Origin of the sequence: Chryseobacterium sp., assembly GCF_022712095.1 — a bacterium.
Lineage (GTDB): Bacteria > Bacteroidota > Bacteroidia > Flavobacteriales > Weeksellaceae > Chryseobacterium.
The window spans coordinates 19,741-40,211 of the sequence record NZ_JALAHD010000175.1 but is presented as its reverse complement, the minus strand read 5'-3'; the positions used below and the strand labels follow the sequence as shown (position 1 = coordinate 40,211).

General features: G+C 35.0%; 20 protein-coding genes and 1 pseudogene. 14 read left to right on the top strand and 7 right to left on the bottom strand.

The window, feature by feature from the left end; all coding sequences use genetic code 11:
- Window positions 1-62 precede the first annotated feature (62 nt).
- The gene (locus Q0A18_RS09195; RefSeq protein WP_292009856.1) at window positions 63-908 is read left to right on the top strand and encodes a hypothetical protein; all 846 of its coding nucleotides are present in this window, start codon (window positions 63-65) and stop codon (window positions 906-908) included.
- Window positions 909-1,102: 194 nt separating this feature from the next.
- On the opposite strand, the gene Q0A18_RS09190 is transcribed toward Q0A18_RS09195, so the two are convergent.
- From Q0A18_RS09190 to Q0A18_RS09180, 3 genes and pseudogenes are all read right to left on the bottom strand, one after another.
- Window positions 1,103-1,402 carry a thioredoxin family protein gene (locus Q0A18_RS09190; RefSeq protein WP_292009855.1) on the bottom strand — a complete coding sequence of 100 codons (300 nt, stop codon included), beginning with the start codon at window positions 1,400-1,402 and terminating at the stop codon, window positions 1,103-1,105.
- Window positions 1,403-1,412: 10 nt separating this feature from the next.
- Window positions 1,413-1,796: a rhodanese-like domain-containing protein gene (locus Q0A18_RS09185; RefSeq protein WP_292009854.1), complete on the bottom strand. Its 384-nt coding sequence runs from the start codon at window positions 1,794-1,796 to the stop codon at window positions 1,413-1,415.
- A gap of 1 nt (window position 1,797) precedes the next feature.
- Window positions 1,798-3,208 (bottom strand): annotated as a pseudogene (locus Q0A18_RS09180) (MBL fold metallo-hydrolase).
- A gap of 308 nt (window positions 3,209-3,516) precedes the next feature.
- Here Q0A18_RS09180 and Q0A18_RS09175 point away from each other — a divergent pair.
- From Q0A18_RS09175 to Q0A18_RS09135, 9 genes are all read left to right on the top strand, one after another.
- Window positions 3,517-5,043, top strand: a complete 1,527-nt coding sequence (locus Q0A18_RS09175) for a helicase HerA-like domain-containing protein (RefSeq protein WP_292009853.1) — start codon at window positions 3,517-3,519, stop codon at window positions 5,041-5,043.
- Between the two features lie 89 nt (window positions 5,044-5,132).
- On the top strand, window positions 5,133-6,356 hold the full coding sequence (locus tag Q0A18_RS09170; RefSeq protein ID WP_292009852.1) for a 3'-5' exonuclease: 1,224 nt from the start codon (window positions 5,133-5,135) through the stop codon (window positions 6,354-6,356).
- 61 nt (window positions 6,357-6,417) lie between these two features.
- The gene (gene lysA / locus Q0A18_RS09165) at window positions 6,418-7,617 is read left to right on the top strand and encodes a diaminopimelate decarboxylase (protein WP_292009851.1); all 1,200 of its coding nucleotides are present in this window, start codon (window positions 6,418-6,420) and stop codon (window positions 7,615-7,617) included.
- 109 nt (window positions 7,618-7,726) lie between these two features.
- Entirely contained in the window at window positions 7,727-8,458 is a 732-nt protein-coding gene (locus Q0A18_RS09160) for a hypothetical protein (protein ID WP_292009850.1), read from the top strand.
- 86 nt (window positions 8,459-8,544) lie between these two features.
- Window positions 8,545-9,981, top strand: coding sequence for a tRNA (N6-isopentenyl adenosine(37)-C2)-methylthiotransferase MiaB (gene miaB, locus Q0A18_RS09155; protein WP_292009849.1), 1,437 nt, complete (start codon window positions 8,545-8,547; stop codon window positions 9,979-9,981).
- A 47-nt stretch (window positions 9,982-10,028) separates the two neighbouring features.
- The gene (locus Q0A18_RS09150) at window positions 10,029-11,312 is read left to right on the top strand and encodes a sigma-54 dependent transcriptional regulator (protein WP_292009848.1); all 1,284 of its coding nucleotides are present in this window, start codon (window positions 10,029-10,031) and stop codon (window positions 11,310-11,312) included.
- 24 nt (window positions 11,313-11,336) lie between these two features.
- Window positions 11,337-12,053, top strand: coding sequence for a hypothetical protein (locus tag Q0A18_RS09145; RefSeq protein WP_292009847.1), 717 nt, complete (start codon window positions 11,337-11,339; stop codon window positions 12,051-12,053).
- Window positions 12,054-12,084: 31 nt separating this feature from the next.
- On the top strand, window positions 12,085-12,588 hold the full coding sequence (gene lptE, locus Q0A18_RS09140) for an LPS assembly lipoprotein LptE (protein WP_292009857.1): 504 nt from the start codon (window positions 12,085-12,087) through the stop codon (window positions 12,586-12,588).
- A gap of 1 nt (window position 12,589) precedes the next feature.
- Window positions 12,590-14,371 (top strand): hypothetical protein, encoded by a 1,782-nt coding sequence (locus tag Q0A18_RS09135; RefSeq protein ID WP_292009846.1) that lies wholly within the window; start codon window positions 12,590-12,592, stop codon window positions 14,369-14,371.
- 64 nt (window positions 14,372-14,435) lie between these two features.
- Here the strand turns inward: Q0A18_RS09135 and Q0A18_RS09130 are convergent, their stop codons facing one another.
- Genes Q0A18_RS09130 through Q0A18_RS09115 form a run of 4 tightly spaced genes read right to left on the bottom strand, consistent with a single transcriptional unit; the run spans window position 14,436 to window position 16,807 of the window.
- Window positions 14,436-15,035, bottom strand: a complete 600-nt coding sequence (locus Q0A18_RS09130; protein WP_292009845.1) for a DUF4126 domain-containing protein — start codon at window positions 15,033-15,035, stop codon at window positions 14,436-14,438.
- A 50-nt stretch (window positions 15,036-15,085) separates the two neighbouring features.
- On the bottom strand, window positions 15,086-15,460 hold the full coding sequence (rnpA, locus tag Q0A18_RS09125; RefSeq protein WP_292009844.1) for a ribonuclease P protein component: 375 nt from the start codon (window positions 15,458-15,460) through the stop codon (window positions 15,086-15,088).
- Window positions 15,460-16,185 (bottom strand): tRNA threonylcarbamoyladenosine dehydratase, encoded by a 726-nt coding sequence (locus Q0A18_RS09120; RefSeq protein WP_292009843.1) that lies wholly within the window; start codon window positions 16,183-16,185, stop codon window positions 15,460-15,462. The genes rnpA and Q0A18_RS09120 overlap by 1 nt, the downstream gene beginning before the upstream one ends.
- Window positions 16,178-16,807, bottom strand: coding sequence for a TatD family hydrolase (locus tag Q0A18_RS09115; protein ID WP_292009842.1), 630 nt, complete (start codon window positions 16,805-16,807; stop codon window positions 16,178-16,180). The genes Q0A18_RS09120 and Q0A18_RS09115 overlap by 8 nt, the downstream gene beginning before the upstream one ends.
- A gap of 222 nt (window positions 16,808-17,029) precedes the next feature.
- Between Q0A18_RS09115 and Q0A18_RS09110 the strand changes: the two genes are divergently transcribed.
- The 4 genes from Q0A18_RS09110 to coaBC all read left to right on the top strand — a co-directional run bounded on the left by Q0A18_RS09110 (window position 17,030) and on the right by coaBC (window position 20,449).
- Entirely contained in the window at window positions 17,030-17,659 is a 630-nt protein-coding gene (locus tag Q0A18_RS09110) for a TetR family transcriptional regulator (RefSeq protein WP_292009841.1), read from the top strand.
- A 103-nt stretch (window positions 17,660-17,762) separates the two neighbouring features.
- Window positions 17,763-18,758 carry an outer membrane protein assembly factor BamD gene (gene bamD / locus Q0A18_RS09105; RefSeq protein WP_292009840.1) on the top strand — a complete coding sequence of 332 codons (996 nt, stop codon included), beginning with the start codon at window positions 17,763-17,765 and terminating at the stop codon, window positions 18,756-18,758.
- Window positions 18,759-18,800: 42 nt separating this feature from the next.
- Window positions 18,801-19,127: a DNA-directed RNA polymerase subunit omega gene (locus Q0A18_RS09100; RefSeq protein ID WP_292009839.1), complete on the top strand. Its 327-nt coding sequence runs from the start codon at window positions 18,801-18,803 to the stop codon at window positions 19,125-19,127.
- A 119-nt stretch (window positions 19,128-19,246) separates the two neighbouring features.
- Window positions 19,247-20,449, top strand: coding sequence for a bifunctional phosphopantothenoylcysteine decarboxylase/phosphopantothenate--cysteine ligase CoaBC (gene coaBC / locus Q0A18_RS09095; protein WP_292009838.1), 1,203 nt, complete (start codon window positions 19,247-19,249; stop codon window positions 20,447-20,449).
- The last annotated feature ends 22 nt before the right edge of the window (window positions 20,450-20,471 follow it).

Genomic DNA, 20,471 nt, shown 5'->3' with positions numbered 1-20,471 from the left:
TAATGACAATGTTTAAGGAGAGACATGTGATATTTTTGCTTTATAAAAAACCAAGAAAATTTATGAAAAAAATCTTATTCTTATATATAATATGTTTTTCCCTAACGAAAGCACAAGTTGTAATTAGTAATAATGGTGATGATATTCATGCATTAAAAGGGGCTTTATTACAGGTTGGTAATCAGGATTCAAGCTCAGGAGAAGCTACTGTAATTAACAAAGGATTTGTACTTCCAAGAGTAGAGTTGGAAGATATGAATGGGCTGCAGCCTTTAGTAGCTGTTTCAGATACTTTAGGCCAAAATAAAATCCATACAGGGACGTTAGTTTATAACATGAAAGAAGGAAGTAATTATACTGAAGGGGTATATTATTGGGATGGAAAGAAATGGTCTAAGATGTTGTATACTCCGCCTTCAGATGGTGGTAAGCCTATATCAGAAAGCTTGCTATTTTATAGTACCCAAAATGAACTGGGCGTGGGAACAGGAGGAAGTGTAAACAACCCAAACTATTTCTCAAGATATAATTTTACAATACCCGGAGGGGCATTGGTTGCCAATAATGCCAGTTACATAGATTATTTATTCAGATTTTACAGAACAGGAGGTGCTGTTGATGCCTGGTATGGAATTATAAAATTCACAGATACAGTGACTGGAGTTACATATACTTACGTATTACCTGGATTAAGTGAAAATTTAGAGACTGGGCAGATATTTTTCAATCAAGGAACTACTGTAGGGTCTGGAACACTCTCTATAGTTAGAGCTGACGGGGTTGAAACCGCTATAACAGGAATAACAGGAAAGAATGATATTGTAGTTTCTTTTGGTTATTATACAGTAGGAGTTGTTAATAAAGGAAACATGGATTATGCAAAATTTAATCTTATAAGAGCTGATTGATAAGTATAACACGAAATTTATTATTGAAACACCTTATCCCCTTTTTTCTATATATTTATTTTCTGTTTTTTAGATGAAGTTCCCAAAAATTAAATATAGAGTTAGTTTTTAATTAAATTGTTATTCTTTAATGGAAAGTAAATAAGAGAGCATAAAAGCCACTTTAATCAAGTGGCTTTGTCTATTAAATATTATTATTTATATTGATTTAGAAGTTGTGTTAATGTGTTGACATCATGAACACCACTTTCTTTCCATAATAATTCTCCATTTTTAAAAATAGCAAGAGTGGGTACCCCGCGAACCCCATATTGGGCAGCAATGGCAGGATACTGGTCTACATCTATTTTAATAATTCTTGCACCCGTGCCTATATTCTCTTTCACAGCCGTTAAAACAGAAGACTGAACTTTACAAGGCTGACACCATGTAGCAAAAAAATCTATTAATACAGGTCTTTCAGAGTTAATGATTTCCTGAAATTTTTGTGACATAATTCTTATTTTATGGGTGATTGGCCGGTTTTTCGTTTTGAATGGCCTTTACATTTTTCCATGTTGTTCCATCATATAAATTCTCAACCCCATTCTTTTTTAAAATTTCAATAGCTTTATCGGCCTGTATCCCTCTATTACAGAATACCACTACATTTTTCTGCTTTTTGAAAAAATCGATATTGTTTTCAATTTCTGCAAGAGGAATATTAACGGCATTATTAGCTGTTCCTGCTTTATACTGTTCAGGAATTCTTACATCCACTAAAGTGGCCTCCGGACTATTCACAATTTCCTTTATATTACCTTTAGCCACATGTTCGGAAGCAGAAGTTTTACATGAATATAATGCGAAAGAAGCCGCGAGAATAATTCCCCAGATACTTCTTTTCATTTTATACAGTTTTGGATTGGCATACAAAATCTGAAGTTGGAAATTTCTCTGTTTTTTTAATTCCGTTAAAACCTCCGTCTATCTCAGTAAAGTTTCTTATTCCGTGAGAATTAAGGATACTCGCTGCAATCATACTTCTGTAGCCTCCTGCACAATGAAGGAAGAAATGTTCGGAACTATCGATTGTGCCAATCCAATCGCTGATCATATCCAATGGCTTATTGTAAGCATTGTCGATATGTTCTGCCGAGTATTCAGTAAACTTACGTACATCGATTACTTTTGAATCCCCATTAAATTGTTCTGCAAATTCAGATGGAGAGATTCTTTTTATCTCGTCAGTTTCTTTATTCAATTTTTTCCAGGCCTCAAAGCTTCCGTCTAAATAACCTATTACATTATCAAAACCAACCCGGCTTAATCTTGTGATAACTTCTTCTTCAGTTCCGGGATCGGTAACTAGTAATAAAGGGTGTTTTACATCTACGATCATAGTTCCTACCCACGGAGCAAAATCTCCTTTTAAACCAATATTAATTGAATTGGGAATATATCCTTTATGGAATTCTGCTGCGTTTCTTGTATCCAAAATGAGAGCTCCTGAATCTTCGGCTATTTTTTCAAATTCTTCTACTGAAACAGCATGAAGCCCTTTATTCATCACATCATCAAAGCTTTCGTATCCTCCTTTGTTCATGGCTACATTCATTCCGAAATATTTGGGAGGAGCAGTTAGTCCATCCAGAACTTCTCTTACAAAGGATTCCTTGTTCGGCTGGTTGAGTGCATAGTTTGTTTTCTTTTGATTACCTAATGTGTCAACAGTTTCTTTCTGCATGTTCTTTCCACATGCAGAACCCGCACCATGCGCCGGATATACTGTAATGGTATCATCTAAAGGCATTATTTTTCTTTGCAGACTTTCATATAAAACACCCGCAAGATCTTCTTTAGACATATTGGCTGCTTTCTGGGCAAGATCGGGACGGCCTACATCTCCTAAGAATAATGTGTCGCCGGTGAAGATTGCCGTTTCAACACCATTTTCATCAATTAAAAGAAAAGTACTGCTTTCCATGGTATGTCCGGGAGTGTGCAATACTTTTATTTTTATTTTTCCAATTTCAAAAATCTGATTGTCTTCAGCGATCACAGCTTCAAAGTCAGGGACTGCGGTTGGTCCGTATACGATTTGAGCTCCTGTTTTTTTTGCTTAAATCCAAATGACCGGAAACAAAATCCGCATGAAAATGAGTTTCGAAAATATATTTTAAGGTAACACCGTCTTTTTCCAGACGATCCAGATAAGGTTTGATTTCTCTCAGAGGATCGATAATGGCTGCTTCTTTTTCTGATACTATGTAGTAGGCTCCTTGAGCCAGACAACCCGTATATATCTGTTCAATTTTCATTGGATCTATTTTAAATTTTAGATAAATATACAAAGTATTAGATAAAAAGTATGAGGATTTTTGAACTGCAGGTAATGGTTATAATCAATTTTCAAATAGTAGTGAAGTTTTAAATATTAGTGAATGCTGTGGTTTTCAGGAGAAACAGGAGGGTTTAAGAAAACGTAAAACGGATTGGATGTTTTTTATCATGTCTCTATAAAAAGTTATTTGATAAATAATATCAATGTAAAGAAGAAATGAAACTTATTTGATAAAGACGGATATATTTTTCAAAAAATTTTATATTTATGAGTTAAAAAAATCGAATGGAAAATAAAACACAATTTATTGAAGAGCTTAATGCCAGGTATACTCCTAAGGGAGAACATATAATATTGGGAAAGGGAATGCTGGACGGAGAAGTGGTTCCGGAAGTTAACGTCACTATTCCTTTAAAAACAATCAATCGGCATGGTCTTATTGCCGGAGCTACAGGAACGGGTAAAACCAAAACGTTGCAGGCTTTTGCAGAACAGCTTTCTCATGCCGGAATTCCCTCTTTGGTACTGGATATTAAAGGAGACTTTTCGGGAATTGCTGAAGCTGGGGAAATGAATGCCAATATTTCTGAAAGATATGCGAAAACACAACTACCTTACACTCCTCAGGCATTTCCAGTGGAATTGATGACTATTTCAGGAGAAAAAGGGGTGAAACTGAGAGCTACGGTTACAGAATTCGGGCCTGTTCTATTAAGTAAAATTCTTGGACTTAATGATACCCAGCAGAGCATTATGTCTATTGTCTTCAAATATTGTGATGATAAAGGGCTGCCACTTATTGATCTGAAAGATCTGAAAAAAGTATTGCAGTATGTAACCGATAATCCTCAGGGGAAGGCTGAGCTGGCAGCAGACTACGGATCAATTGCCTCTTCTTCTCTGGGAGCTATTTTAAGGTCAATTGTTGCATTGGAACAGCAGGGAGCAACCAGCTTTTTTGGAGAATTGAGCTTTGATGTTCAGGATCTGCTTCATACAAAAGATGGGAAAGGGGTGGTCAACATCCTGAGAGTAGCTGATATTCAGAATAAACCTCAGTTGTTTTCTACTTTCATGCTTTCTCTTTTTGCTGAAATCTATATGACTTTTCCTGAAGAAGGGGACAGTGGAAAACCAAAATTTGTTTTATTTATAGACGAAGCTCATTTGATTTTTGATGAATCATCCAAAGCATTAGTTTCCCAGATTGAAACTATGGTAAAGTTGATCCGTTCCAAAGGAGTAGGTATTTATTTTATTACCCAGATTCCAGGAGATGTTCCTGAGAGTATTCTTTCTCAGTTGGGGTTGAAAATTCAGCATGCTTTAAGAGGGTTTACGGCAAAAGATAAAAAGGAGATTTCCAAAGCGGTGGAAAACTATCCTACAACAGAATTTTATAACGCTTCAACCCTTATTCAAAATCTGGGAATCGGGGAAGCTTTTATTACTGCATTGGATGAAAAAGGAATACCTACTCCTTTAGTGCATACCTATCTTATTTCTCCGGAATCTAGAATGGATGTATTAAATGATGCTGAGGTCACGGAATTAGTAAGTAAATCAGCTTTAGTAGCTAAATATGAGCAGTTTATTGATAAAGAATCAGCCTATGAAATCCTTGTAAGCAGAATGGAACAGGCTGTGCAAACGGCAGCGCCTACCCAAAAAACAAGAACGGTAAAAGAAGAACCGGGAATGTTTGAGCAGGTTCTGCAAAGTAAAGCAGGAAAAACATTTACAAATACGTTGATGCGTGAAGGTGCAAAAGCTATTTTAGGAATGTTTGGGTTAGGGGGACGGAAAAAATAGAAACGAAAAAGTTTTAAAATGTTAACTCTTCTGATGCTTTATCATGTTTTTAACATAATTTTAGTATTTTAGCTTAACACACAGATTAAATGTATTCGATAATAGATATAGAAAGTAATGGTGCAGGGTATAGAAAAGAAAGCATTATTGATATTGCCATCTATAGATATGATGGTCAGAAGATTACTGATCAGTTTTTTTCTTTGGTGAATCCCGAAAGTGATATTACTCCTTTTGTACAGAAGCTGACTAATATTACTCCCAAAATGGTTAAAACCGCTCCCAAATTTCATGAAATTGCTAAAAGAGTTATTGAAATTACGGAAAATACTACTTTGGTCGGTCATAATATAGATTTTGATTACCGTATGCTTCGCCAGTCTTTTAAAAGACTGGGTTATGACTTTAAAATCAATACATTAGATACTATCCCGTTAGCTAAAAAGCTGGTGCCTGAGGAAGTGAGTTATTCACTGGGAAAGCTGGTGAAATCGTTGGGAATTCCCCTTACTAACCATCACAGAGCAGAAGGAGATGCTAGGGCAACTCTTGAACTGTTTAAATTGCTGATATCCAAGGATACAGAAAACGAAATTATCCAGAAGCAGCACGATGAGACCAATGCGAAAACATATATTAACAAAATCAAAGAGTTAACGCAGGATTTGCCTAATGAAAAAGGATTTATTTATTTTCAGGATGAGGCGGGAAGAATCATTTTTTCTGATCATGTTCAGGATATTAATAAGTTTTCCAAAAAAATATTTAATTCTAAATCTAAGAAATGGGAGGAGCTGCAGAGAGGGGTAGAGCAGATTAATTATGAGCTTACCGGAACAGACACTATTGCTAAGCTGATACTGAATTCGCGAAACATAAAAAAAAGAGAAGCGCTTCCCTTTGGACTCTATTTTAGAAATAATAAATATATTGTTGAAAAAAATAAACTGAATAAGCTGGAAAAACCTATTCTTAAATTCCGATCCTTTACCCAGGGAACAAAAGCTGTACAATTCATAAGTAAACAGGAAGTGTTTAATGATGAAGCAGTTTTCAGACAGAAAATAGAATTTAAGAAAAGAAATGAAATTTGGCTGGGATCAGGAAGAAAGCTGGGAGAGAAATTATTCATTATTATAGAAAATGGAAAAGTAGAATCTTATGGTTTTTATGAGCTGTTTACGCAGATTCAGACCATGAGTAAAATTTCAAAATTGAAAATAGATCTTCCTTTACAGTCGGTTGATTTAAATAATGAATTGCAATTGGCACTGCTTCGTGGTGATTTTGAGACACTACCATTGCCAAAATAAAATTTTGATTCCTTACATTTGTACTTTCTTAATAAAAAAAGAAGTTTTACTTAATTAAATTATGAACTCAAAAGATTTGCTAAAAATTGCCAATGAATATGGCACGCCGGTGTATGTTTATGATGCTGAATCTATTAAAACACAATATGAAAAACTTACATCTTCTTTTTTAAAACACACAAAGTTCTTTTATGCAGCAAAGGCTTTAACGAATATTAATATTTTAAAATATATAAAGAACCTGGGAGCTTCTCTGGATTGTGTGTCTATTCATGAAGTAAAACTTGGTCTGAAGGCCGGATTTCCTAAAGAAAAGATATTGTTTACTCCCAACTGTGTAGACCTGGAAGAAATAGAACAGGCTATGAAGTTTGAAGTACATATTAATATAGACAATATTTCTATTCTGGAGCAGTTTGGAAATAAATATGGAGATTCTTATCCTATTTTTGTGAGAATCAATCCGCACATTTTTGCCGGTGGAAACTATAAGATTTCTACAGGACATATCGATAGTAAATTCGGAGTCTCCATTCATCAGCTTCGTCATATTGAAAGAATTATGAAAAGCACCAATCTGAATGTAGAAGGATTGCATATGCACACAGGAAGTGAGATTAAAGATCCTGAGGTTTTCCTTCAGGCATTGGACATCATGCTTGACCTTGCAGAACATTTCCCGAATCTGAAGTATCTGGATATGGGAAGTGGTTTCAAAATTCCTTACCAGGATAATGAAGAAGAAACGGATGTAGCAACGCTGGGTAAAAAAGTGGAAAAAGTAATATCAGAATATTCCAAATCTACCGGAAGAAAATTTGAACTTTGGTTTGAGCCGGGAAAATTCTTAGTAGGAAAAAGCGGATATCTTTTAGTGAAAGCAAATGTTATTAAACAAACTACAGCTACCGTTTTCGTAGGGGTGAATTCCGGATTTAATCATTTGATCCGTCCCATGTTCTATGATTCCTACCATGTTATTGAAAACTTATCCAATCCTAAAGGAGCGGAAAGAATTTATACTGTTGTAGGAAATATCTGTGAAACAGATACTTTTGCATGGGATAGAAAACTTCATGAAGTAAGAGAAGGAGACATCCTTGCTTTTCACAATGCGGGAGCCTATGGATTTGAGATGAGTTCCAACTTTAACTCAAGATTAAAACCTGCTGAGGTTTTATTCATGGATGGAAAAGCCCATCTTATCCGCAAGAGAGATGAGTTTGAAGATCTTTTGAGAAACCAGATTGAAGTATTATAAATACATCATAAAGAATTAATATAGGAGACTTCACTTTTAAGTGGAGTTTCTTCTTTTATAATGTAAATTTGTAAATAAAGGTTGTCGAAAAGATTGAAAATATCTGATTATGAATTATAAGAAAATTCTGTTATTGATTTTAGTTTGTACAATAACTTCTTTTAAAGCACAGGTTTTAGATGAATATCCTCATGATCAGGATTTTTATAAAGGAGGAATGGTAAATCTTTATAAAGATGCCCATGAGTTTTTAAGTATAAATACATTCAATGAATGTGATAAGAAAGAAATTTATCAGCCCAGAATTATTGTTACAAAGGATGCTGCAGTTAAGATTATAAAAGATAATGATACGGCCAATATTGCAAAAAATAAATGTGCTTATGATCTGTCCATGGAAATCCTTAAAAATCTTAAAAACTGGACACCCGCAGAAGTGAAAGGAAAAAAGATAGGAGCGATTACCGAGTTTATTGTTTATCCATATGATCTGATGAGCAATTACAGCCCAAACTATAATGCAGATAATTTCATTATTCATGCAGAATACCCCGGAGGTCCAAAAGTATTTGAGGAAGAATTTCATGATAATTTTATGGCTCTTTTTTCTGATTATCATATCAATGGAGACGTAAATCTGGAATTTTATATCAATGAATCCGGAAGAATTGTAAATGCAAGAATTTATCCTACAATATATGACCGGGATTTTAATAAAGATTTCATGAGGGCGTTGGTTAGGTTGAAAAAAGTCTGGAAACCGGCACTATATTCCAATATACCGATAAAAGAAAGAATCGCTTTTCCTATCAGTTTCTCAATTAAATTTTACCAGAGATAATTTCTGCCATTCTGGCACAATATTTTGTATCTTTGCAAACTAATCATTTTAATCGGATTCTTAACGACTAAATATCATTTACGAAAGTGCAGGAAAAATATATAGACGAAACAAAACAAGGAGAAGCTTTTGCTATTGCAGAAAGAGCAGAAAACTCTAAAAAACTGTTTTTGGAAAGCTACGGATGTCAGATGAATTTTTCTGATTCTGAGATTGTTGCTTCTATTTTGAATGAGCAGGGTTACAATACTACTTTGAAAGTGGAAGAGGCAGACCTTATACTTTTAAACACATGCTCTATTCGTGAAAAAGCGGAGCAGACAGTAAGAATGCGCCTCTCCCAATTTAAAAACCTTAAAAAGGAAAGACCCAATATGACTGTTGGAGTATTAGGCTGTATGGCTGAAAGGCTGAAAACTAAATTTCTGGAAGAAGAACAGCTGGTAGATTTAGTGGTTGGACCTGATGCCTATAGAGATCTGCCTAACCTTTTAAAAGAAACTGAAGATGGCAGAGATGCAATTAATGTGATTCTTTCCAAAGAAGAAACTTATGCGGATATCAATCCGGTCCGTCTGGGAGGAAATGGTGTTACAGCTTTTGTTACCATTACCAGAGGATGTGATAATATGTGTACCTTTTGTGTCGTTCCATTTACGAGAGGAAGAGAAAGAAGCCGCGATCCGCATTCTATTATTCAGGAATGTCAGGACCTTTTGAGCAATGGCTATAAAGAAATTACTTTATTGGGACAAAATGTAGATTCCTATTTATGGTATGGCGGAGGTCCGAAAAAAGATTTTGAAAAGGCTTCCGAAATGCAGAAAGCTACGGCAGTTAATTTTGCTCAGCTGCTTGATCTGGTGGCGAATGCCGTTCCGGAAATAAGAATAAGATTCTCTACATCAAATCCTCAGGACATGAGTCTGGAGGTATTCAAAGTGATGGCAAAACATGAGAATATTTGTAAATATGTTCACTTACCGGTTCAAAGTGGAAGCAATAATATGCTGGCTGCTATGAACAGACAACATACGAGAGAAGAATATCTGGAGCTGATTCATAAAGCAAAAGAGATTGTTCCCGATATTGCTTTTTCACAGGATATGATCGTAGGCTTCTGTAATGAAACAGAACAGGATCATCAGGATACATTGAGTCTGATGAAAGAAGTCGAATACGATTACGGTTATATGTTTGCATATTCGGAAAGACCGGGAACGCCGGCTCATAAAAAAATGGAAGATAATATTCCTGCAGACGTAAAACAGAGACGTTTGGCAGAAGTAATTGCCTTACAGGGAGAACTATCCAGAAAAAGAATGAAATCCTATACAGGAAAAGTACATCAAATTTTAATTGAAGGAACATCCAAAAAGAATGAAAATCAATGGAAGGGAAGAAATTCTCAGAATGCTGTCTGCGTGTTTGATAAACTGGAAGGGCAGAAGATTGGTGACATTGTGGATGTTTTTGTCTTTGATAATACTCAGGGCACACTTTTAGGGGAGACAGTCAAATAATTTGACCGGTTATGCTCAAATAGTATTACTACTAAATCTTATTGAACATGTCAGAACTTCAGAATATAAAAACCCGTTTTGGAATCATTGGAAATTATCCGGCTTTAAACCGAGCTTTGGAAAAAGCTATTCAGGTAGCACCAACAGATATTTCTGTCCTTGTGATCGGGGAAAGTGGAGTAGGAAAAGAATTTATTCCTAAAATTATTCATTCAGAATCCCGAAGAAAACATCAGCCTTATATTGTAGTTAACTGTGGAGCAATTCCGGAAGGAACTATTGATTCAGAATTATTCGGGCACGAAAAAGGTGCCTTTACGGGAGCTACAGCAACCAGAAAAGGGTATTTTGAAGTAGCAGATGGGGGAACTATTTTCTTGGATGAGGTGGGTGAATTGCCTCTGCAAACTCAGGTCCGTCTTTTGAGGGTGCTGGAAAGCGGTGAATTCATGAAAGTGGGATCTTCTCAGGTCCAAAAAACGAATGTGAGAATTGTTGCTGCTACCAATGTTAATATGATGAAAGCTATTCAGGATGGAAGATTCCGTGAAGATCTTTATTACCGTCTGAATACAGTCCAGATAGATATGCCGCCTTTAAGAGAAAGAAAAGGGGATATCCATTTGTTATTCAGGAAGTTTGCTATAGATTTTGCTGAGAAATACCGTATGCCTGAGTTAGAACTGGAACCCAGTGCAGTACATTATATAGAAAGCTATACTTTTCCCGGAAATATTCGCCAGCTGAGAAATCTGGTGGAGCAAATGACGGTAGTAGAAAGAGAAAGAAATATTACAGTTGAAAAGCTGGCGGAATACATTCCTATGGAATCACATCTTCCTATGGTTGTAAGTACTCCGAATGCTCCTAAGCAGAACGATTTTGCCAGTGATAGGGAGATCATGTATAAAATCCTCTTTGATATGAGAAATGATATTAATGATTTAAAGTCTTTAACATCAGAGCTTATCAAGAACAGAGGCACTTCAGATTTAAGTAATCAGGAAAAAAATCTGATCAACAGGATCTATACTCAGGAACCCTCACAGTCTTCCAATTCAGGATCCCTGCTGTATTTTGAAAATGGAAATAATACCACTGTTCAGAATCCTACCATAATTTCAAATCCTGATGATAGTTATGAAGATATCGAAGATATTGAAATAGAAGAAGAAAAGCCAGAATCCCTCTCTCTTCAGAATAATGAAAAAGATCTTATTGTTAAGGCCTTGGAAAAACATAAAGGACGCAGGAATAAAGCCGCAGAAGAATTAGGGATTTCCCAAAGGACATTATACAGAAAAATAAAACAATATAACTTGGAAAGCTAAAAAAACATATATAACTTAAAATAAATGATGAGAAGCGTAGTAAAACCTGTGGAGTTTAAATTTAATGATTATCTGAGCAAGGGTTTAGAACTTATAAAGAAAGATTTTGGAAATTTCATATTGGCCTATTTCTTTTGTATGATTATGGCAATAATCCCCCTTTGCGGGCTTTTGGCAATGGGTAACTTTTATAAATATTGCAAAAAGTTAGATAGAGGAGAAATGGTGGGTGCCGGAGAAATTTTTAATTTCGATGATTTCATGCCGTATTTTATACTGCAGTTAATTATTATCGGAGGATTTTTTGCTCTTTATATTCCTTTCTTTATCTTTATACCTATGGCAGGATTACTGGGGGGAATAGGCGGAGGAAATGAAGCATCATCTGTTTTTATGGTGTTGTTTATGTTTCTTTATTTAGCTGCTTTTATTTTTGCTATATTTTATTTTGCTTTAAAAGGTTTTTATATACCGGGATTAATATCTTTGAATAAAACAACGGATATTAAAACAGCATGGAATATGTCTAAAGTCATGACAAAAAATAATTTATTATTAATATTTTTATTTGCAATTGTTGTGTGTTTCCTTGCTCAGCTTGGGGTTCTTGCCTGTGGGATTGGGCTTTTAGTGACAATGCCTTATTATTATACGACTCATTATTTTGCCTTTGAGGATGCTATTCAGCAAATCGGGTATGATGAGATCAAAGAAATCGGATTAAAAGAAAAAGATGAATAGTAACAAAAAATATGGAAGATTAGGGATTTTAATGGCCTTGTTTCTTTCTTTAAGTGTTTTGAAATCATGCTATAGCTTTACGGGGTCCTCCCTAAAGGATGAGAAAACTGTTCAGATTAATGAATTTCCAAACAATGCGGCTTTGGTTAACCCTTCCTTGTCACAGCAATTTTCTACAGATATTCAAAACAGGTTCTTACAGAGAACCACGTTAAAAGGGACTAAAGAAAATCCGGATATTTTGATCGAAGGGGAGATTACGGATTATTCAATTACCCCTACGACAATTAGCTCAACAACAACGACGACCAGTACAGGAGGAACTGTGCAGGAGTCTCAGAATAAACTTACAATCACTGTAAAAGTTCATTATGAAAATAAACTTCATCCTGATCTCAGCTTTGACAGAACTTATTCTGATGAGGCTGTATTTAACAGCAGTTTGTCTCAGAGTGATATTGAAAACTCCCAGGTGAAGATTGTAAATGAAAGGATTATTAATAAGATATTTAACGATATTGTAGCAAATTGGTAAGATGAATTCCAGAGTTTTAGAATTATTAAAGGACCCGAAAAATATCCAGCCGGAAGATATTCAGCTTCTGAAAGGAGAAATAGATTCATTCCCATATATTCAAAACATCAGAGCACTTCATTTGTATGGTGTTCACTTATTTGATCAGGAAAATTATCAGAAAGAGCTTTCCGTTACTGCAGCCTATACTACGGAGAAGAAGATTCTTTATCAGCTGATCAATGGTAAAATTCCGGAAATTCAGAAACCCGTTATAATAGAACAAGAGAAGAAAGCTGTTATAGAGCCTGTTCCCATTCAGGAAGAAGAACCTCTGGCTGAAAAAACACCTACACAGGAAGATCAAAAACAGATTCCTATTCACAATATACCTCCTCAAAATAAGCTGATATATGTAAATGGGGAAAGAAACAGGATACTTTTTGAAGGGGAAGAAAACTTTTTAGAGGAAGACCATTCAGAAACAATTGATCTGGAGTCTACTTTAGAATCCGGAGTAATTGTCACTCAAAAAAAGGAAAAAGAAGTTATAGAAGATGAAGAGAAAGCAATAGTTGAGAATCAGCAGGAGATTACTAATGAGGTTGAAGAGGAAGTAACCCCTGAAGTAATTATCAACGAAGAAGAAATTTCTACAGAAGCAGAAAAGACAGAGATCAATGATGGTTCAGAGCTGAGCTTTCATGGAACGGATTCTTTTTTACCGGATGTTAAGATTCAGACAACGAATGAAACGGAATCCATGCAATCGGAAATTTCTCAACCCAATGTTAATAAACATGAGGAGGAAATGAGAAGACTTATCGACGAAGTGGAAAAAAAGATGAAGATGAGTAAAGGGTCTATTTCTGAAAAAGAAAGGGAGAAAGAAGAGTCAGAAAGCCATGAAATTAGCTTTGCTGATACCCAGAGTTTTCATGTGGAAACACTAAGACCTTCCGAAAAACCTAAAGTAGATATCCAGCCTGATAATAAGATATCTGACAGGGGAAATGAAAGTAAAAGTGATGAGATTAAGGAAATAGAACTTATTGAAGAGGATAAAGGTAAACTGTCTGATACCCAAGAGGTAAAGTCTACATGGAAACCTATGGTATTAGAGTCAAATATTCCGGATTCTTTCATCAATAAAATAGAAATGCCTGTGCCCGTTCAGGAGAAAGAAAAGGAGACTCAGTTAAAGGAAGCTCCTGAAGCTGAACAAAAAGAAGCTTTATCGAAAATCTCTCAAAAAGAGGAACCTGTTGCAGAAGTAAATGAAGAAAAAGAAGAAGAGAATGTTATAGAAGTGGAAGAAACAGATGTTCCGGTAATGAATGTGTCTTTCTTTGGTTCAGATATTTCGAGTTTAAGAATTAATAAAGAAGAAGAGAAGGAGCAGCCGGAGGAAACTAAACAGCATGCCGCTACAGAGCCGATTTCTTCAGACAGTAATATTCCCGGATTTATCAATACATGGCAAAGCTGGCTGAAGATTGACCGTACAGAGGAAATAGAAAAAGAAAAAGCCCAGAATAAGATTAAAGCCATTGATTCTTTTATTGAAAATAATCCTAAAATCACTCAGCTGAAGGACGAGAACAACTATGTTGTAAAGGAAAAAACGGATGATATTTCACATTTAATGACTGAGACCCTAGCAAATCTTTATCTTGAACAGAAACTATATACAAAAGCGACAAATGCTTTCCATATATTAGTGAAAAAGTATCCTGAAAGAAAAGACTATTTTGAAGGTAAAATTCAGGAAATCAAAACAATCCGTGGAGGAAATAAAGAGTAAATAAATACTGAAGTAAAGCAAAAAAATACTAAAATGGACAAGAAAAATTCTTGTCCATTTTTTATTACTTATTATTCTTATTTGTCTTTAGCTTTCTCCATATTTTACGGCCATACACCCAGACTAACACGATGAGGATAACAGCAAATATAGCAGCCAGGACAGGCAAAACCATTGCCATAATTGCCATTAGGCCGGCCCCTGCGGTTTCAGTTGTTCCTACTATAGGATTTCCCAGCCCCCCTGTTGTCGCTGTAGAAGCTGCTCTTAATCCGGCAAACCCTGAACTGATAGTAGCAGCCGTTCCGCCACCTGCAATTAATGCTAATGCCCACTGAGGAAAAGTTCCCAGATCTGCAAACTGGCTGGCAAATAAAACAGATCCAGCGATAGTTGCTAAAGGAACAGAAAGACTGTCCAGTAAATGATCTACATAAGGAATGTAATAGGCAAGGATCTCAACAACCGTTGCAATTCCTGTAGTGATAAGAGTCGGGAGACTGGCTAACCATTCAAACTGCTCATTTATTGGGATCCAGTTGAAATAAGAGGCAAGGCTTACGGCGAACATAGGAAGGAATACCCTGAATCCCGTTGCAGCGGCTAAGCCAATACCGATAAAAGCTCCTAAAATATAATTGAAATAGGAAACGTGGTCTAACATGATTTCTTCAGATTAAAGTTTTTCCCAAGTTACGAAAACTGCCCGGATAACTAATTTTTTTTAACCGAAGAACAAAGTTTGATAAACTGGCTTTCAACCTCCTGAAAACCAGTTGGTATTTCCGAAGATGCCCAAAAAAGCATAGCAATCGTTTTCTCTCCGAATGCTTCTTTAAATAGATCTTTATTTAAACGATAAGCCTCTCTTAATAATCTCTTTATTCTGTTTCTGTGAACTGCTTTTTTGAAATATCTTTTAGACACGGAAACGCCGAATTTTGTATTTTCTAAAGAAAGATCCTCTGTATTTCTTAAATTGATAATTCTCAGATTTCCACTCGTTTTCCATTTTCCCTTTTCAAAAAGTAAAGAGATTTCATTGGTTTTTTTTAATTTTTCCTTTCGGGTATATCGTGAGTGATGCATCAGTCTTTTTTCACTAAATAATTGATTACTTCGGCAGCAGCATACAATCCGAAAACAGCAGGAATGAAACTGATTGTTCCGTAAAATGATTTTTTAAAATTACTACCGTCTGTCATTTTCAGACTTTCTTCCTTCTGTAATTCATTGGAAAATACACATCGGAACCCTTTGTGGATATTTTCTTTTTTGAGCCTTTTTCTGACCTGTTTTGCTAAGAAACAATTATGTGTTTTACTGATGTCTCTTACCATTACTTTACTGGGGTCGGTCTTTCCTCCGGCTCCCATGGAGCTTATCAGCTTTATTTTTCTTTTTCGTGCTGCTTTGATGAGACATAGCTTGGGAGTTACGCTATCAATACAGTCCAGGATATAATCAAACTTTCCGGAATCCAATACTTCATCCATTCTTTCCGGGTTCAGAAACTCATTGATTTTAATAAGATTAAGCTGAGGATTGATATCTAACAGTCTTTCTGCTACTACTTCTACCTTATGTTGCCCTATAGTAGAGTGTAAGGCCGGAAGCTGTCGGTTGATATTGGTGATATCTACCGTATCCCCATCTATAATTGTCATATGGCCTACTCCTGCTCTTGCCAGAAATTCAGCAGCAAAAGAACCTACTCCTCCTAAACCAACAACAAGAACTGAGGCTTTATTTAATTTGGTGAGCCCCTCCTCTTTAATCAGCAGTTCCGTTCTCTCCAGCCAAAATTTATCCATTTTTTATCGTATCTAAATTTTCTAAAATCTGTAAATTAAGTTTCTCTATAGAAATGTCCTTTATTTCAGCTACTTTCTGATATAAATCTTTAATCTCAAAAGCCTGATCATCAGTCTCTAAAAAGATTTTATCTAAAGGGACAATTTTTAAAGTATTTTGCAAAGATAAATTATACAAAACAGCTTTTCCAAAACTTAAATAGAAATTATTTTTCAGGAGATCTTCGGCAATAGATTGTTTTTTATTAAAACCATGGATAATCATGGCTTGCTTTGATTTTTTTTTATAAGAAATAACCTCATAATATTTTCGGACACAATGAATAATCAATGGTTTCTTTATCTCATTTGAAAATTCGATCTGTTTAAAAAACACCTCTTCCTGAAGATTCATATCTACTGAAATCAAACCGTCTAAACCGCATTCTCCAATAGCAATGCAATTTTCTGAAGAGGCTACGGAATATAGCCAATTGAGTTGGTTTGCAATGGAATGCGTAGAGATGTCCTGTGGGTGAATTCCCGCTGAATAGGGGATGTCAGATGGAATGTCCTCTACATTTAAATTGTAAATTCCATAAGAAATATTTTTATGGTGATGATGAAAATCAAAAAAAATCATATCCAAAAATACTATAATTTAGATGGAATTTTTAAAATTAATTTAATTATAGGTACTTGCTGTGTGTTGTTTGTTTTAATTAATTAAATCTATGGATGTTATTTATTTTTTTATTTAATAGTGGTATAAATTAGGTGTTTTTTTTGTAAAATTGAAAATTACTTTGACATAAGTTTATTGTTATGGTAAAAAGTCATAACTTTACTCAAATTAGCGCATTTCATGAGAAAAAAATTTACTGAAAAACAGATCTACATATTAGATATTGCGGAGGAACTTATCGCAAAAAAGGGCTATGATGGCACCTCCGTAAGAGATATCTGTTCAAAGGCGAATATTAATGTTGCGATGATTTCGTACTATTTCGGATCAAAAGAAAAAATGATGTCCTATCTGTATCAGTATAGGGTATTAAAGACACGTGAGACTTTTTCAGAGTTTGCAGATACCATTAAAGATGGAAAACCGGAAATGCAAATGAGAGAAATTATAAAATATATTATTTCCCAACTGTTTAAATACAATTATTTCCATGGTTTTGTTACACAGGAACTTCGCCACACTGATAATCTGAAAGATGAATTGCTTGATTTTTACCAACTCTTTGTGAAAAAGCTTGAAGAAGTAATCAAGAAGGGGGTTGCATCTGGAGTATTTACTTTTGCACCTAAGCCTGAGGATATTTTAACAATGATTCTGGGGTCTACTTTATTTGTGATTAGAAATAAGAATTTTTATGAACTCTATGTTCCCAGCAAAAACGAAGAGGCTTACACTAAAGAAGCTGAAAAAAAGATAAGAATGAGTCTTTTATTAAGTGTTTTTGCAATTCTGGGATACGCTGCAGACTAAAATTACGTTAAATAATCATAAAAAAAAATCAATTGGCAAAAAAACTTTATTTTTGCAAATTAATAGATCGGTATAATATTCCGAAAACTGTTGAATTTTTTATATGAAAAAATACATTTTAGGTCTTCTTGCGGTTGCTGTAATTACAGCATGTTCAAGCCAGCAGGAAAAAGCGATGAAGAGTGCTGACAAAAACTATATTCTAAAAGTAGCAAACGAAAATTTTGCTAAAAAGAATTGGAAAAATGCGCTGGCTCTATACGACAGACTTGCGAATTTAGTAGCAGGAACAGACGATTTTCCGAATGTTGGATTTAATACCGCTTATGCAAACTATTATGATAAAAACTATAAACTGGCAGGACATCAGTTTAAAAATTTTGCAGTAAGCTTTTCAAAAGATCCGAGAGCTGAAGAAGCAGCTTATATGTCTGCTTTATGCTATTATGAAGGATCAATGGATTATAATTTGGACCAGTCCAGTACAGAACTTGCTATTAATGAGATGCAGGATTTTATCAATAATTATCCAAACTCTGAAAGGGCAAAAAATATCAATCAGCTTGTAGAGGAATTGTCTTATAAACTTGAGTTTAAAGCTTATGAGAATGCAAGACAATATTATAAGATGGGAGAATATAAGGCGGCCAATGTTGCTTTGGAAAATGTATTGGAAGATTTTCCAAGTACCAAACTGCGTCCGAAAATCTATGATTATATACTAAGATCCCGTTATCAGTTAGCTACCAATTCCGTTTATGATCTTAAAGAAGAGCGTATTGAAAGTGCTCTATCTTGGACTAGACAGGTTGAAAAAGATCTTCCGGATACTGAGTACTCCAAGACTGCTGTAGACTTAAGAGGAAAACTCGAAAAAGAAAAAGAAAACTTCGCCGTTGTAAAAAAACAAACTGAGGCGAGAATTGCAGCATTAACTGCAAAGCAAAAAAAAGAAGCTGAAAAACTTGCTGAAAGAAGCAAAACAGAAAAGCAGATAAAAGAACAGGTGGGAGCTGAAAAGAAAGCAATGCAGATTCAGAGAGATAGTGCAGCATTAAATACACCACCTCCTGCAGCTACTTTCAAAATTCAAAGATAATTTGTAAATTTGCCATCTTATAAATAAAATAATTTTCTCAAAATGAGTGTAAAAGATACAAAAGCAGAAGTAAATACAATTACTTACGATAAAGATAAGATTGAAGATAAAGTAGGTTCAATCTATGAGGCTATTGTTATCATGGGAAAGAGAGCAGAACAAATCAATGCGGAGATCCGTACGGAACTTCATAACAAATTAGATGAGTTTGCTGTTCATAATTCTACCTTGGAAGAAGTTTTTGAAAACAGAGAGCAGATAGAAATATCTAAGCACTATGAGAAACTTCCAAAGCCAACTTCTATTGCTATTCAGGAATGGTTGGATGAAGAAGTTTATTTCAGAAAGACAGAAGACAGACAAAAATAGTATCTGTATTTTATACATAAAGGTCATAGGAGGAGCTATTCTTTCTATGACCTTTATTATTTATGGTCGACAGGTATAAGAAAAATTAAGTAATTTAGTCTTTTAAAAAAATAAACTACATGAGTATTTCAGGGAAAAAGATTCTCATCGCTGTTACAGGAGGAATTGCTGCATATAAAATTCATTTTTTAATCAGGGATTTTATAAAAAAAGGAGCAGACGTTCGGGTGATAATGACACCGGATTCAGAAAATTTTGTAACTAAACTGAGCCTTGCTACTTTATCTAAGAATCCTGTATATTCCGATTTTTATGGTGAAAACGGTACCTGGAATAGTCATGTGGAGTTGGCACTATGGGCGGATGTAATGATTGTGGCTCCGTGTACAGCCAATACATTAGCTAAAATGGTACACGGGATATGTGATAATCTTGTCATAGCTACCTATATGTCAGCAAAATGTCCTGTTTTTATAGCTCCTGCAATGGATTTGGATATGTATCAGCATCCTTCTACCAGACAAAATCTTGAACTCGCAGAAGACTTTGGTCATATAGTGATTCCTGCTGAAAAGGGAGAACTGGCAAGTGGATTAACAGGGCAGGGCCGAATGGCAGAACCGGAAACAGTCTCTGAAATTATAGAAGCATTTTTAGATTCGGAAAAAAATAACAATTTTGAAGGAAAAACAGTTTTGATCACAGCCGGTCCTACCTATGAAGCTATTGATCCTGTGAGATTTATAGGAAACCATTCTTCAGGAAAAATGGGATTTTCGTTAGCAGAAGAAGCTGCTAAAAGAGGTGCCAGGGTAATTCTGATTTCAGGTCCAAGCTCGCAAAAAGCCGTTCATAAAAATATTGAACTTTTTAGAGTCGTTTCGGCAAAAGAAATGTTGGAGAAAGTATTTCAATTCTATGAAAAAGTGGATATTGCTATTGGTAGTGCAGCTGTTGCAGATTATGCTCCCAAAGAGGTTGCTAAAGAAAAAATCAAGAAAAATGATGAGCATCTAATTATAGAGCTGGTAAAGAATCCTGATATTCTTAAAACAATGGGGGAGAAGAAAGTGAATCAGTTTTTAGTCGGATTTGCATTGGAAACCCAGAATGAAGAAGAAAATGCCAAAGGGAAACTCGAAAAGAAAAACCTTGACATGATCATTCTTAACTCTCTCAGAGATGAAGGGGCAGGCTTTAGAAAAGATACGAATAAAATAAAAATATTCACTAAAACCGGTAAAGAGGAATTTGATCTTAAATCCAAAACAGAGGTAGCTAAAGACATATTTAATTTCATTGAAACTCAGTATTTAAAATAAATTTAATAAATTTCCGTTCTCA

Bases quoted from the DNA above. Each gene is read 5' to 3' on its own strand.
- Q0A18_RS09195 (WP_292009856.1), top strand. From the start codon at position 63: ATGAAAAAAATCTTATTCTTATATATAATATGTTTTTCCCTAACGAAA.
- Q0A18_RS09190 (WP_292009855.1), bottom strand. From the start codon at position 1,402: ATGTCACAAAAATTTCAGGAAATCATTAACTCTGAAAGACCTGTATTA.
- Q0A18_RS09185 (WP_292009854.1), bottom strand. From the start codon at position 1,796: ATGAAAAGAAGTATCTGGGGAATTATTCTCGCGGCTTCTTTCGCATTA.
- Q0A18_RS09175 (WP_292009853.1), top strand. From the start codon at position 3,517: ATGGAAAATAAAACACAATTTATTGAAGAGCTTAATGCCAGGTATACT.
- Q0A18_RS09170 (WP_292009852.1), top strand. From the start codon at position 5,133: ATGTATTCGATAATAGATATAGAAAGTAATGGTGCAGGGTATAGAAAA.
- lysA (WP_292009851.1), top strand. From the start codon at position 6,418: ATGAACTCAAAAGATTTGCTAAAAATTGCCAATGAATATGGCACGCCG.
- Q0A18_RS09160 (WP_292009850.1), top strand. From the start codon at position 7,727: ATGAATTATAAGAAAATTCTGTTATTGATTTTAGTTTGTACAATAACT.
- Q0A18_RS09150 (WP_292009848.1), top strand. From the start codon at position 10,029: ATGTCAGAACTTCAGAATATAAAAACCCGTTTTGGAATCATTGGAAAT.
- Q0A18_RS09145 (WP_292009847.1), top strand. From the start codon at position 11,337: ATGATGAGAAGCGTAGTAAAACCTGTGGAGTTTAAATTTAATGATTAT.
- lptE (WP_292009857.1), top strand. From the start codon at position 12,085: ATGGCCTTGTTTCTTTCTTTAAGTGTTTTGAAATCATGCTATAGCTTT.
- Q0A18_RS09135 (WP_292009846.1), top strand. From the start codon at position 12,590: ATGAATTCCAGAGTTTTAGAATTATTAAAGGACCCGAAAAATATCCAG.
- Q0A18_RS09130 (WP_292009845.1), bottom strand. From the start codon at position 15,035: ATGTTAGACCACGTTTCCTATTTCAATTATATTTTAGGAGCTTTTATC.
- rnpA (WP_292009844.1), bottom strand. From the start codon at position 15,460: ATGCATCACTCACGATATACCCGAAAGGAAAAATTAAAAAAAACCAAT.
- Q0A18_RS09120 (WP_292009843.1), bottom strand. From the start codon at position 16,185: ATGGATAAATTTTGGCTGGAGAGAACGGAACTGCTGATTAAAGAGGAG.
- Q0A18_RS09115 (WP_292009842.1), bottom strand. From the start codon at position 16,807: ATGATTTTTTTTGATTTTCATCATCACCATAAAAATATTTCTTATGGA.
- Q0A18_RS09110 (WP_292009841.1), top strand. From the start codon at position 17,030: ATGAGAAAAAAATTTACTGAAAAACAGATCTACATATTAGATATTGCG.
- bamD (WP_292009840.1), top strand. From the start codon at position 17,763: ATGAAAAAATACATTTTAGGTCTTCTTGCGGTTGCTGTAATTACAGCA.
- Q0A18_RS09100 (WP_292009839.1), top strand. From the start codon at position 18,801: ATGAGTGTAAAAGATACAAAAGCAGAAGTAAATACAATTACTTACGAT.
- coaBC (WP_292009838.1), top strand. From the start codon at position 19,247: ATGAGTATTTCAGGGAAAAAGATTCTCATCGCTGTTACAGGAGGAATT.